We start from the raw sequence: 12,837 nt of genomic DNA, 5'->3' as shown, positions 1-12,837 counted from the left end.
AAATAGCGTACTGAACGCACTATTTTCGAGTATTTTTAGTTCTATAAATAGCAAACAATAGTACAAAAATGAAGTTTCTAAAACTAATTCTCCTTACTGGATTTATTTTTTTACAATCCTGTAAGGAAGAACGACCTGCAACCATAGTTAAGGCCGATAACGTAACTACAACTTTTTATCTCATAAGGCATGCAGAAAAGCTGCGAAGTAATCCGGACGATGCCGACCCAGAATTAAACCAAAAAGGACTGGGACGTGCCATGCATTGGGCGGAAATATTAATAGATGCTAATATAGATGCCATCTATTCTACCGACTATGCCAGAACGGCAATGACCGCGGCCCCTTTATCCGTAAAAAACAATATAGATGTTCAATATTATGACCCTAGAACATTAGATATGGAACAGTTGAAAATAGAAAACCTAAATAAAAATGTGTTGATAGTGGGGCATAGCAATACGACACCACAAATGGTTAATATGTTATTGGATGATGAGAAGTACGAGGCCTTAGATGATAATGAGAATGGCACACTTTTTATTGTGAAACTTGTTAATGGTGTGGCTACTGATTCTAAATTAGTATTTAATTGTAATTGCCCGGAATAACGCTTATGTCTTCTAATTTTATTTCGGAAAGTAGTTCTAAGGCTCCCAGATTATAAAGTTCGTCTATACTCTGAATTTGATGATTTAACTGCGCGTTTTTATAATTCTGATAATCCACGAAGCGGATACCACCCACGACTCTTTCATTAAATGCTTTTCTAAAGCGTTGACCGCCTCCATTTATGTGGAATTCATAGGCTAAATAGGTGGGCTTGTATGTTTTTGAATCGAACCAGTACACATAAATGTCATCGTAGTCTTCACCCCCTCCGCTTTTATCAAAGCTCACTTCAACTTTGTGATACGCTGTTGAATGGATTTTCACTTTGCCTAAATACTTTTTATTTACTGCTGCATCATTAAGTCCGTAAGGCAGATATGCAAAATAATGTACGGAGTTTATAGAATTGGCATAAACATTCGCCACTGAATCAGATAGTACTACAAGACTATCGTTTACTGCACGTTGTAACCCCGAAGGAGATTTCACATCAGTTATCCTGATACTATCCTTAACAAAGCTTCTTTTTAGAATTCTTTTATTCACTGGGCCTTCCGCGCTGTAAGCAATATCCCGAAAACGAAAAGAGATATCATTTGTGATATAATTCTCCCCACCACTTGCCGCAATGCTTTTATCTATAATTTCTTGTGCGGTAGGTTCTTTTATTTCTGCATTACATGCTGTTACAAGTAATAGTGCCACTATCCAATACCATCTATTCATCACTTTTATTTTAATACTTATTCGTAAACTGATAAGGTTCATTACAAATGAAGCACTTTAATTCTTTTTAAAAGTTAAGCTGATTATTTAATTGTGCTTATTTTTGCAGTGTATGCAAAAGAACATTAACATAAAAAACAAAAAAGCACGGTTCGAATATGAACTGTTGGATAAATATACGGCTGGTATCGTTTTGGGTGGCACAGAAATCAAATCTCTTAGATCCGGTAGGGCTTCTATTTCTGAGAGCTTTTGTGAATTTAATGACCGTGGAGAGCTTTTTGTTATCAATATGCAGATTGATGAATACTCTCATGCATCTCACTACAACCACAAACCTAAGGCTCAAAGAAAATTGTTGTTACAAAAAAGAGAATTAAAAAAATTATTTAAAGAGGTAACAACCTCTGGCCTTACCATTGTGCCGCTAACACTCTTTATAAATGACCGTGGTTTTGCCAAAATCCAAATCGCATTGGCAAAGGGTAAAAAACTCTACGATAAAAGAGAGACGATGAAAGACAATGACAATAAGCGTGACCTGGCCAGAATTAAAAAGAGTTTTAATAATTAGAAATCTAAATTTTCCAACTACACTACTAAACAATTTTTAAACATTTTAAGCTTCCTTTTCACAAGTCCGCTAAAGGGTAGCAGCTTTAAATTATGCACCTATCTAATTTTGAACTTTTGCAAGAACTAATGGAATTAGCAACTAATTTTTATCTTCCAACAAGGGAACAAATTTAAAGGAACCAAATTCTCTTTTTTTAAATTCCTTTTCGCTAGTCCTTATGTAAAGGGTCATAATTTGTTCTTCAAAACCTACAGGAATAACCAACCTACCTCCTACTTTTAGTTGGGAAAGTAAAGCCTTAGGTACTTCCGGAGCACCTGCAGTTACGATTATACGGTCAAAGGGAGCGTCCTCTGGCAGGCCTTTATATCCATCTCCAAAAATAATTTTCTTAGGTCTGTAGCCCATTTTCTTAAAAAACAGATTTGTTTTTTTAAAAAGTTCCAATTGTCTTTCTATGGTAAATACTTTTGACCTACATTTTAACAAAACGGCTGTTTGATACCCACTACCAGTGCCTATTTCCAATACGGTCATATTGGGTTTCAATTCCAATAATTGGGTTTGAAAGGCAACGGTATAGGGTTGGGAAATGGTTTGATTAGCAGCGATAGGAAATGCCTTATCTTGGTAGGCATGTCCTTCAAAACTGCTATCCATAAACAAGTGCCTAGGGATGTCTCGGATGGCATCTAGGACCATTGCATCTGTTATTCCCTTGTCTATCAATACTTGCGCTAATTGGTTGCGCATTCCCCTGTGTTTTAAGGTGTCTTTCAATGGTGGTTTATTTGGAATTCAAATGTAGTAAAGTTCCCTTTACGAAAGAAACACAATAAAATAAACGTGTAAAAAAAGTGGGATTTTGGCAGGGGTATTCTACTAAACTTCTAAACAATGCGTATTTTTGATAAAAACAAAAATCATGCTAAAAGCGGGTGTTTTAGGAGCAGGTCATCTTGGGAAAATCCATTTACGCTTACTCCAAGAATCTGATAAATATGAGTTGGTAGGATTCTACGACGCGGACCTTATCAACGGTAAGAAAGTTAGTGCAGAATTCGGTTATACCTATTTTAACAACATTAATGAATTAATTGCTGCCGTAGATGTAGTAGACATCGTTACGCCCACCCTTTCCCATTACGAGTGTGCCAAAAAGGCTATGGAAAGCGGGAAGCATATTTTTATAGAAAAACCGATTACCAACACCTTAGAAGAGGCTGAGGAACTTTTAGAGCTGGAAGTAAAATTTGGTGTAATAGGACAAGTGGGACATGTAGAGCGGTTTAATCCTGCTTTTACTGCGGTAAAAAATGCGATACATGAACCCATGTTTATAGAAACACATCGTTTGGCTGAATTTAATCCTAGAGGAACGGATGTTCCTGTGGTGCTAGACCTTATGATTCATGATATAGATGCTATTCTTAGCGTAGTAAACTCTAAAGTAAAAAAGATAAATGCCAGCGGTGTGTCTGTAATTAGTCAATCTCCCGATATTGCCAATGCGCGACTAGAATTTGAAAATGGCTGTGTGGCCAATCTAACGGCCAGTAGAATTTCCTTAAAGAACATGCGTAAATCCCGTTTTTTCCAGAAAGATGCATACATATCTGTCGATTTTTTAGAAAAGAAGGTAGAAGTAGTCAAAATGAAGGATGCACCCAAAAACCCAGGTGATTTTGATATGATATTACAAAATGCCGAAGGGGTAAAAAAACAAATATATTTTGAAAATCCTTCCATTGCAACCAACAATGCCATTTTGGACGAATTGGAAAGCTTTGCAGATTCCATAAATAATGGTACTACTCCTGTAGTCTCTCTAAAGCAAGGTACCGAAGCCTTAAAAGTAGCGTTACAAATCATTGCTTCTTTTGACGATAATAAAATATTAAACTAATGAAAAATATAGCGGTAATAGGTGCAGGTACTATGGGCAATGGTATCGCACACGTTTTTGCACAAACAGGCTTTAATGTCCGGTTGATAGATATTTCCGAAGAAAGCTTGGATAAGGGTATTGCTACCATTTCCAAAAATTTGGACCGAATGGTCGCAAAAGAAAAAATAACAGAAACGGACAAAACAAATACATTAGCTCAAATAACTTTGTGTTCTGATTTAAAAGAAGGTGTGGCAGAGGTCGACCTTGTAGTGGAAGCTGCTACTGAAAATATCAACCTTAAACTTAAAATATTTAAGGACTTGGACATCATTTGTCCCCCAAAAACAATTTTAGCCACCAATACGTCTTCCATATCAATCACCCAGATAGCCGCAGAAACTTCCCGACCCGAAAAGGTAATTGGAATGCACTTTATGAACCCCGTGCCTATAATGCAATTGGTTGAAATTATACGAGGTTATAGTACTTCTGCTGAAACCACAAGAACCATTATGGCTCTTTCAAAGACATTGGGAAAGACACCAACAGAAGTCAATGATTATCCTGGATTTGTAGCCAACCGTATTTTAATGCCAATGATTAACGAAGCTATAGAAACGCTTCATCATGGCGTAGCCGGAGTTGAAGAAATAGACACTATAATGAAACTAGGAATGGCACATCCTATGGGACCTTTACAGTTGGCAGATTTTATTGGTTTGGACGTTTGTCTTTCTATAATGAATGTATTATACAACGGATTTAAAAATCCAAAATACGCTCCTTCTCCCCTAGTGGTGAATATGGTTACCGCAGGCAAGCTAGGTATTAAGTCCGGCGAAGGGTTTTATGACTACAGCGAAAATAGAAAGGCGGAAACAGTTTCTAAACAGTTTTTAACAGGATAAATGGCAACAGTTAAACCCTTCAAGGCTATTAGACCAACACAGGATAAAGCGCCCTTTGTTATCTCTCGCTCTTATCAATCCTACTCTAAAAAGGAATTGAACGCCAATTTAGAATTTAACCCGTTTTCATTTCTGCACATCATCAACCCAGGGTATAAATTTGACAAGCACGTGTCGGGTAGTAAAAGATTTTCAATGGTACGCAATCGGTATCTTGAGTTTTTGGAAGATGATATCTTAAAGAAAGATACTGATTCCAGCTTTTATCTGTATCAAATTGAACAGGACGATTTGGTATGTTGTGGGCTTTTTTGCGCTACATCAGTAACAGATTACAAGAACAACCTTATCAAAAAACACGAGGATACTATTAAACGCAGGGAAACCATGTTTGCAAGCTATTTGAAAACAGTAAAATTCAATGCAGAGCCTGTTTTAATGACCTATACCGACACGGCGGAAATAAATGCACTACTCAATACGGAAAAAGAAAAAACACCCACCCACCACTTTACAACACCGGACAGGGTAACACATACCCTTTGGGTTATTTCGGATAAAAAGATAACCGAAAGTATACAGCATCAATTTGCAACAGTAAATAAGCTCTACATTGCCGATGGGCATCATAGAAGTGCTTCTTCCCATTTGTTGTCTAATATGTTTCCATCCGCTAATGCGCCAGAAGAAGTGCCGACGGATTATTTCATGAGCTACCTTATTCCAGAATCTCAAATACGCATCTATGAATTCAACCGTATGGTCAAAGACCTGAACGGTTTAAGTAAGGAAGAATTTTTAATTGGATTGGATGCGTATTTCAGAATAGAAAACCAAGGAAATATGCTTTACAAGCCTACCAAAAAACATCATTTTTGCATGTATCTGGACGGCGAATTCTATTCCTTATACCTAAGAAAAACAGCCTACACTTTTACTGATACCTTAAGCGCGCTGGATACCCAAATACTTTATAAAACCGTTCTAGAGCCTATCTTGGGCATCTCCGATTTACGAAATGACAAACGAATCGCCTATGGCTATGGAAAGCACAATGGCATCCGGATGAAAAATGAAATTGATGCCGGACGTTACACCGTAGGCTTCAATATGCTTCCCATTGGTATTTCGGAATTAAAACAAATTGCCGATGATGGTTTGGTTATGCCTCCAAAAAGTACGTACATAGAACCGAAACTAAGAAGTGGCATCGCCATTTACGAACTTTGAATACCTTAAATTTAATAGATACATTTATTACATGTCGATACAAAAAAAATTAACGAGTATACGTAAATTTATTCCGCAAGAAGTGAGCCTCGTTGCGGTATCTAAGACCAAACCTGTTTCCGACCTTCAGGAAGCATACGATGTCGGACAACGTATTTTTGGAGAGAACAAAATACAGGAAATGACCCAAAAATGGGAAGAACTTCCTAATGATATCCAATGGCACATGATTGGCCACGTGCAACGAAACAAAGTCAAGTACATGGCCGAATATGTGGCGATCATCCATGGAGTTGATAGCTTAAAGTTGCTAAAAGAAATTGACAAACAGGCCAAAAAACACGACCGTATAATTTCTTGTTTGCTGCAAATACATATTGCAGAAGAAGACACCAAATTTGGTTTTAATGAAGAAGAACTAAACGCCTTAACTCAAAATCCAGAGTTCATCCATTTAGAGCATATAAAAGTTGCTGGACTTATGGGAATGGCCACCTTTACAGACGACAAGGACCAAATACGACGAGAATTCAAGACGCTAAAAGCACTTTTTGAGAACCTAAAGGTAGAATTACCCACTATAGAAATCCTTTCCATGGGAATGAGCGGGGATTACGAAATCGGTATAGAAGAAGGAAGCACTATGGTGCGTATAGGAAGTAGTATCTTTGGAGCACGAAACTAGAACCCTAAAACTTACAAGCCAAACTCAGACAGCTAATAATACTTAAAAGGAAGATGTACGCAGTTTTAGATATAGAGACCACGGGAGGAAAGTATAATGAAGAAGGTATCACGGAGATTGCCATTCACAAATTTGATGGACATGATGTCGTGGACAGTTTTATCAGTTTAGTCAATCCAGAAAAAGACATCCAGCCCTTTGTAGTTAATCTTACGGGCATCAATAATAAAATGCTGCGTACTGCACCAAAATTCCATGAGGTAGCAAAACGTATTGTAGAAATTACGCAAGACACTGTTATCGTAGCGCATAATGCGCAGTTTGATTATCGTATTCTAAGAACAGAATTTAGACGATTAGGATACAATTTTGAAAGAAAAACCTTATGCACCGTAGACCTATCGAAAAACCTGCTTCCCGACGCTGAATCCTATAGTTTGGGCAAATTAGTGCGCTCCTTGGGGATTCCGGTTACTGATCGGCACAGAGCCAATGGCGATGCGCTTGCTACCGTAAAACTTTTTAAATTACTGCTAGCTAAGGATAGTGAAAAGACAATCATACAAGACGTTATTCGCAAAGAGGCACATGGCGAGCTTTCCGAAAAACAATTGGATATCGTTAAGAACATGCCCAGCAAAACTGGTTTATTTTACACGCATAATAAGGATGGGGACATTATTTATTTAAGTAAAACTACGGATATCAAAAAGCGTGTAAATCAGCTATTTACCAAAAGTGGGGACCGTTCTAGAAAACTGATAAAGGAAACCAAAAAAGTAACTTTTGAACGTACCGGAAGTGAATTAGTTGCGCTTTTAAAGGAACACCAAGAATTGCTTAAGAATAAACCTAAATATAATTCCTCACCTAAAAAGCGTATGTTTTCCCATACCCTTTGCTCCACAATCAACGAGTCTGGTTATATAGTGTTAAGAGCGGTACCGGTATCCGATTGCAAACACCCCAATGGAGTTTTTAATGGGGTTTTTAGTGCCAAAAACCATTTGCATAAAATAACCAAGGAATATAAACTCTGCAATAAACTTAATGGTATAAGCGAAGCCAGAACCAACTGTGCAGCTTATTCAGATGGTGAATGCAACGGAGCTTGCATCCAAAAAGAAGCACCAGAGACTTACAATAAACGCTTGTTAGAAGCATTATCAAAATACACCTTGAAGGGAAAAGATATCCTCTTGATAGATAAAGGACGGGAAATAGGCGAAAACAGCGTTATTTTGATTAAAAAAGGTTCCCTTGTAGGTTTAGGCTATTACGACCTTAACCATCAAATAAATAATATGCCTATCTTAGAAACTTTGATAACACCTATGAACGGTACGGTAAATGCTAATTTCATCATAGAAGCCTATCTCAGAAAGAAACGCATATTAAAAACAATTCCTATCAACACGTGAATTCAAAAGGGGGAAAATCAAAATCCAATTGGAAAAATAAACTTCATGAAATTATTTATGAAGCGGACACCGTTACTGGTAAGTGGTTTGATTTAATACTCATCATTCTTATCATTCTCAGTGTTATCCTAATTATGTTGGAGAGTGTTGAGTATATCGATTTAAAATATCACAAGGAACTCCTATTTTTAGAATGGATAGTGACTATATTTTTTACGATAGAATATATTGCACGTATCATTTCTATTAAAAGACCATTTAAATACATATTTAGTTTTTATGGTATTATCGATTTCATCTCTACCATTCCGCTGTACTTATCTTATCTATTTGCCGGTTCACAAGTATTACTCGCGTTTAGAATATTTAGGATGCTTCGTGTTTTTAGAATTTTAAAATTAGTGAAGTTTATTGGTGAAGCCTCCCAGTTACAACAGGCAATGAAAGCTAGCAAAACAAAGATTGTCGTGTTTATTTATGTGGTGCTCATTCTATCCGTAATGATGGGTACTATTATGTATTTGGTAGAAAGTAAAGAAGCCGGCTTTACCAGTATACCAAGAAGTATCTACTGGACTATTGTGACCCTGACTACTGTAGGTTATGGGGATATTGCACCACAAACCAATCTAGGCCAGTTTATTGCCACAATTATTATGATTATGGGTTATGGCATTATTGCGGTTCCTACAGGTATCGTTACTGCAGAATTTGCTGCGGGGCAAGGCAAGGATGAAGAAAAAATCAAGAAAAGCACTACTTCACCAAACAATCAAGTAATACATCTAAATACTCAACACTGTCCATATTGCTCTACAGACGCACATAGGGATGATGCAAGCCATTGTTATAACTGCGGTAATATTTTAAATGAGTAGGGTGCTTATTTCCATAGTAGGGCCAACAGCCATAGGGAAGACAAAACTAGCAATTTCGTTAGCAGAGCACTACCGAACAGTAATCATATCTGCAGATTCCCGACAATTTTTCAAGGAAATGTCTATTGGTACCGCAGTCCCTAGCAAAAAGGAACTGGCCGCTACAAAACATCACTTTATACAACATAAGAGCATCTCAGAACCCTATTCTGTTGGGGATTTTGAAAAGGAGGCAATTCAACTACTCGATACTATTTTCAACGATCGTGAAGTTGTCGTCATGGTGGGCGGTAGCGGCTTATATGTTGATGCCGTAACCAAAGGCTTAAATGAATTTCCAGGTGTAGACCCACAGATACGGGAACAGCTTAACCTAGAGCTTCAAGTACAAGGGTTAGAACAGCTTCAAAAAAAACTGCAAAATCTTGACCAAGCCTATTACAAAACGGTTGATTTAAACAATCCACATAGGTTGATACGGGCCTTGGAGATTTGTATTGGTACTGGAAAACCCTATAGCAGCTTTTTAGGAAAACCAAAAAAAGAAAGAAACTTTACGACCTTAACCATCGGCTTACAGGCAGAGCGGGAAAAGATATATGACAATATCAACCGAAGAGTGGATATCATGATGTCAGAAGGTTTTTTGGAAGAGATACGTTCCCTGATAGCCTATAAAGACTTGAATGCGCTAAGGACCGTAGGCTACAAAGAACTCTTTAATTATTTAGAGGGCAATTGGGACTTGGAAACAGCAATAGCCGAAATGAAAAAAAATACACGACGATTTGCTAAAAGACAACTAACTTGGTTCAAAAGAAATGAGGACACTATTTGGTTAGATGCCAAAAGTAGTTCTATCCAAAAATTAGAAACCGTTGCGGCGGCAGCACAGAAACTTATAAGTGAATAAACCTCGAATTATATATGTCATGGGTGTTTCAGGCAGTGGTAAATCTACTGTTGGTAGCCTACTGGCAAAACGTTTAGGCTATCAGTTCTTTGACGGTGACGATTACCATCCCCAGTCGAATCTAAGCAAAATGTCTAGAGGCGAAGCACTAACCGATACCGACCGCATGGGCTGGCTTAAGCTTCTTAACAAAATTGCTATAGAAAATCAAGAAAAGGGAGCTATAATCGTATGTTCTGCATTAAAAGAGAATTACAGGATTCAGCTTCAAAAGAACTTAGATAATAATTCTGAGTTTTTATATTTGCAAGGCAGTATGAAAGCTATTAGCAAACGCCTTGCAAAGCGGAAAGAACATTTTATGCCTACAGGGCTTCTTCAATCTCAATTTGATACCTTAGAAGAGCCAAAAAACGCAATTTGCATAAGCATCATCAAAACCCCTGTAGAAATAATAACTGAGTTCATTAAAAAGGTAGCTCCCAGAAAATAATTATTAATTCGCCAAAAAGATACCTTTTTGAATACCGTGTCCAAAAAAGAATTATCCATTTAGATTTCAAAAGCATATTTAACTATGCTGAAACCCATAGAACAAACACATTTAAAAGAGAACTATTCCGTTTCTGTCTTTATGACCAAACGAAAACCTTCCCCGTGAATATTTAATATCTCTACTGTATCATCTACCTTTAAATACTTCCGTAGTTTTGCGATATAAACATCCATACTTCTGGACGTAAAATAATTGTCGTCTCTCCAAATTTTAGTCAAAGCCAATTCTCTTGGCATCAAATCATTCTCGTGCAACGCCAACATACGCAATAGTTCATTCTCTTTTGGAGATAGCTTAATAGAATCGGTGTCTTTGTATTTTAAAAACCTTAGTTTAGAATTTAAGTGAAAGCCTCCTATAGTAAATTCAAACTTCTTACTATCCGCTAAACTATTGGATGCCTTTCGCTGTAGAATGGCTTTAAGTTTCATTAAAAGCACTTCAGAATCAAAAGGTTTATTCAAATAATCGTCAGCACCTGCCTTATAGCCTTTAAGCACATCTTCCTTCATGGTTTTGGCCGTAAGAAATACGATAGGAACGTTCTCGTTCTTTTCTCGAATCTCCCTAGCCAAGGTAAACCCATCTTTATATGGCATCATCACATCTAAAATACAGATGTCATAATTATCCTTTTTAAATTTTTCAAAACCCTCCATTCCGTTCTTTGCCAACGTAACATCAAAGTCATTCATGGACAAATAATCCTTAAGCACTATTCCAAAATTTGGATCGTCCTCTACTAAAAGTATTTTCTTATTTATTGTTTCCATACTATTTTTAAATTAAAGGTAGTTTAACAAAGAAAGTGCTTCCTTTTCCCTTTTCACTTTCCACATAGACCTCCCCTTGGTGATCGTCTACTATTTTCTTTACATAAGCCAAGCCTAGGCCATGACCCTTTACGTTGTGTACATCTCCAGTGTGTTCCCTGTAAAACTTTTCAAAAACTTTTTTCAGCACCGGTTTGCTCATTCCAGACCCTTGGTCTTCTACCCTGATAATAATATAATTCTTTGCTTTTTCAGTATATATATCTATTTTTGGTGCGTCTTGAGAATATTTTATGGCATTATCCAGCATATTCACGATAACATTTGTAAAGTGCATTTCATTAGCTAGCACTTCGGAACGCTCAGATTTTAAATGCGTCTGAATATATCCTCCCCTATCTTTGGCAATCAAATCTACATGCGTAATAGCATCTTCTATTAAGTCGTGAACATCTACCCTATCCTTACTTATATCCAACTGATTCTTTTCTAATTTAGAAATTCGTAAGACATTTTCTACTTGGGCGTGCATTCTTTTGTTCTCCTCCCTAATCATAGTAAGGTATCGATGTACCTTTTCATGATCTCCTATTATCTTAGGGTTTCTTATAGCCTCTACAGCCAAATTTATCGTTGCTATAGGGGTTTTGAACTCATGTGTCATATTGTTTATGAAATCTGTTTTTATTTCAGATATCTGCTTTTGTTTTATCAACTGATAAATTGCACCAGAATAAGCAATCACTATAATTAGCGTAAACAACAAGCTCAACAATGCCATGCCTAGAATTGAACTAACCAAAAACCGCTTCTTTTCCGGAAAAGAAACCAATAGGTCAAAATTGGAACTCCCTTCCATATCCGTAAACATATGTGCCCTGTAAATATTTTTTTCCGAATACTTAAATTTTTTAGACTTTACTTTAGTAGGCAAACCGTTGCTATACACCCCGTATTCAAAAGTAATTTCTATACCTCTATTTTCAAGCTCTCGTTGCATGAGCAGTTCTATCTCTTGAGCAGAGACCCTTACATGGATAGGAACACTTTTCGCTTTGGAGCTGAATAATTCTTTTAATGCCAACTTATCAAATTCGGATAGTCCACCAATTTTTTCGACCCGTTGTTGCGGCGTCAACCTAAATCCTTTACCGTCTAAAGAAAAGTCCTCCTTAAAAATTGAAGTTCTACGCTTACTTGTGTAATTTCTTATTATGGTATCGCTACCATCCGGATTATCAAAGAACGTTGAGGAAATACTATAGTCCTCTTCTAGTATGCCGTGTTCGTAAAGTAATATTTCATTCGAATTTACATCCCTATCTATGAAAAAGAAGTTGGTGAACTGTGTATCTACCAATTCTCCAACACTATCCCTAGCATGAAGATACCTGTCAAAATAATTCTTGGTCTCTCTTTCGCTAATTTTATCAGTAACACTATTTAATGCCTCAGACACCATATTCGAAAACTGTTCCTCCCTGTCTTCAACCGATTTGTTGATCCAAAAACTTTGGACAACTATCAATCCAATGAGGGATGAGCTCATAAGAATAACCAAGAGCACAAATAACTTCTTATTCATTAATTGTTAAAATTACAGATTTAGTATAAGGGAAATAGCGGATTTAACCTAAGCTTAACATAAATGTTAAAATCATTGAGAA

The 12,837-nt window shown here is 36.9% G+C and carries 14 protein-coding genes; 10 read left to right on the top strand and 4 right to left on the bottom strand.

All coding sequences use genetic code 11. The features are described 5' to 3' along the window. The first annotated feature begins 68 nt into the window (after positions 1 to 68). On the top strand, positions 69 to 611 hold the full coding sequence (locus Q360_RS0103210; RefSeq protein ID WP_027075810.1) for a SixA phosphatase family protein: 543 nt from the start codon (positions 69 to 71) through the stop codon (positions 609 to 611). Here the strand turns inward: Q360_RS0103210 and Q360_RS0103205 are convergent. After that, positions 589 to 1,338, bottom strand: coding sequence for a DUF6503 family protein (locus tag Q360_RS0103205; RefSeq protein WP_036194938.1), 750 nt, complete (start codon positions 1,336 to 1,338; stop codon positions 589 to 591). The genes Q360_RS0103210 and Q360_RS0103205 overlap by 23 nt on opposite strands. Before the next feature lie 112 nt (positions 1,339 to 1,450). On the opposite strand from Q360_RS0103205, the gene smpB reads away from it, so the two are divergent. After that, positions 1,451 to 1,912, top strand: coding sequence for an SsrA-binding protein SmpB (smpB, locus tag Q360_RS0103200; RefSeq protein ID WP_027075808.1), 462 nt, complete (start codon positions 1,451 to 1,453; stop codon positions 1,910 to 1,912). Between the two features lie 141 nt (positions 1,913 to 2,053). On the opposite strand, the gene Q360_RS0103195 is transcribed toward smpB, so the two are convergent. Beyond that, the gene (locus tag Q360_RS0103195) at positions 2,054 to 2,695 is read right to left on the bottom strand and encodes a protein-L-isoaspartate(D-aspartate) O-methyltransferase (protein WP_027075807.1); all 642 of its coding nucleotides are present in this window, start codon (positions 2,693 to 2,695) and stop codon (positions 2,054 to 2,056) included. Positions 2,696 to 2,840: 145 nt separating this feature from the next. Here Q360_RS0103195 and Q360_RS0103190 point away from each other — a divergent pair, with 145 nt between their 5' ends. From Q360_RS0103190 to Q360_RS0103155, 8 genes are read left to right on the top strand one after another with little or no spacing between them, the layout of a single operon-like run. Further along, positions 2,841 to 3,821, top strand: a complete 981-nt coding sequence (locus Q360_RS0103190) for a Gfo/Idh/MocA family protein (RefSeq protein ID WP_027075806.1) — start codon at positions 2,841 to 2,843, stop codon at positions 3,819 to 3,821. Next, positions 3,821 to 4,714: a 3-hydroxyacyl-CoA dehydrogenase family protein gene (locus Q360_RS0103185; RefSeq protein ID WP_027075805.1), complete on the top strand. Its 894-nt coding sequence runs from the start codon at positions 3,821 to 3,823 to the stop codon at positions 4,712 to 4,714. The genes Q360_RS0103190 and Q360_RS0103185 overlap by 1 nt, the downstream gene beginning before the upstream one ends. Next, complete coding sequence (locus tag Q360_RS0103180; protein ID WP_027075804.1) at positions 4,715 to 5,944, top strand: DUF1015 domain-containing protein; 1,230 nt, start codon at positions 4,715 to 4,717, stop codon at positions 5,942 to 5,944. A 31-nt stretch (positions 5,945 to 5,975) separates the two neighbouring features. Continuing rightward, positions 5,976 to 6,629 (top strand): YggS family pyridoxal phosphate-dependent enzyme, encoded by a 654-nt coding sequence (locus Q360_RS0103175; RefSeq protein ID WP_027075803.1) that lies wholly within the window; start codon positions 5,976 to 5,978, stop codon positions 6,627 to 6,629. Positions 6,630 to 6,682: 53 nt separating this feature from the next. After that, entirely contained in the window at positions 6,683 to 8,050 is a 1,368-nt protein-coding gene (locus tag Q360_RS0103170) for an exonuclease domain-containing protein (protein ID WP_027075802.1), read from the top strand. Next, positions 8,047 to 8,928, top strand: coding sequence for an ion transporter (locus Q360_RS0103165; RefSeq protein WP_027075801.1), 882 nt, complete (start codon positions 8,047 to 8,049; stop codon positions 8,926 to 8,928). The genes Q360_RS0103170 and Q360_RS0103165 overlap by 4 nt, the downstream gene beginning before the upstream one ends. After that, positions 8,921 to 9,841 (top strand): tRNA (adenosine(37)-N6)-dimethylallyltransferase MiaA, encoded by a 921-nt coding sequence (miaA, locus tag Q360_RS0103160; protein WP_027075800.1) that lies wholly within the window; start codon positions 8,921 to 8,923, stop codon positions 9,839 to 9,841. Before Q360_RS0103165 ends, miaA begins: the two co-directional genes overlap by 8 nt. Continuing rightward, complete coding sequence (locus Q360_RS0103155; protein ID WP_027075799.1) at positions 9,834 to 10,334, top strand: gluconokinase; 501 nt, start codon at positions 9,834 to 9,836, stop codon at positions 10,332 to 10,334. The genes miaA and Q360_RS0103155 overlap by 8 nt, the downstream gene beginning before the upstream one ends. A 122-nt stretch (positions 10,335 to 10,456) precedes the next feature. Here the strand turns inward: Q360_RS0103155 and Q360_RS0103150 are convergent, their stop codons facing one another. Beyond that, positions 10,457 to 11,170: a response regulator transcription factor gene (locus Q360_RS0103150; protein ID WP_027075798.1), complete on the bottom strand. Its 714-nt coding sequence runs from the start codon at positions 11,168 to 11,170 to the stop codon at positions 10,457 to 10,459. A 7-nt stretch (positions 11,171 to 11,177) separates the two neighbouring features. Beyond that, entirely contained in the window at positions 11,178 to 12,755 is a 1,578-nt protein-coding gene (locus Q360_RS0103145) for a sensor histidine kinase (RefSeq protein WP_027075797.1), read from the bottom strand. Positions 12,756 to 12,837 lie beyond the last annotated feature (82 nt).

Source organism: Maribacter antarcticus DSM 21422, assembly GCF_000621125.1.
In the GTDB taxonomy this organism is placed as follows: domain Bacteria; phylum Bacteroidota; class Bacteroidia; order Flavobacteriales; family Flavobacteriaceae; genus Maribacter; species Maribacter antarcticus.
This window is presented reverse-complemented; position numbering and strand designations above follow the sequence as displayed.

Excerpts from the sequence above, each read along its gene's own strand:
- Q360_RS0103210 (WP_027075810.1), top strand. The coding sequence starts at position 69 with ATGAAGTTTCTAAAACTAATTCTCCTTACTGGATTTATTTTTTTACAA.
- Q360_RS0103205 (WP_036194938.1), bottom strand. The coding sequence starts at position 1,338 with ATGAATAGATGGTATTGGATAGTGGCACTATTACTTGTAACAGCATGT.
- smpB (WP_027075808.1), top strand. The coding sequence starts at position 1,451 with ATGCAAAAGAACATTAACATAAAAAACAAAAAAGCACGGTTCGAATAT.
- Q360_RS0103190 (WP_027075806.1), top strand. The coding sequence starts at position 2,841 with ATGCTAAAAGCGGGTGTTTTAGGAGCAGGTCATCTTGGGAAAATCCAT.
- Q360_RS0103185 (WP_027075805.1), top strand. The coding sequence starts at position 3,821 with ATGAAAAATATAGCGGTAATAGGTGCAGGTACTATGGGCAATGGTATC.
- Q360_RS0103180 (WP_027075804.1), top strand. The coding sequence starts at position 4,715 with ATGGCAACAGTTAAACCCTTCAAGGCTATTAGACCAACACAGGATAAA.
- Q360_RS0103175 (WP_027075803.1), top strand. The coding sequence starts at position 5,976 with ATGTCGATACAAAAAAAATTAACGAGTATACGTAAATTTATTCCGCAA.
- Q360_RS0103170 (WP_027075802.1), top strand. The coding sequence starts at position 6,683 with ATGTACGCAGTTTTAGATATAGAGACCACGGGAGGAAAGTATAATGAA.
- miaA (WP_027075800.1), top strand. The coding sequence starts at position 8,921 with ATGAGTAGGGTGCTTATTTCCATAGTAGGGCCAACAGCCATAGGGAAG.
- Q360_RS0103150 (WP_027075798.1), bottom strand. The coding sequence starts at position 11,170 with ATGGAAACAATAAATAAGAAAATACTTTTAGTAGAGGACGATCCAAAT.
- Q360_RS0103145 (WP_027075797.1), bottom strand. The coding sequence starts at position 12,755 with ATGAATAAGAAGTTATTTGTGCTCTTGGTTATTCTTATGAGCTCATCC.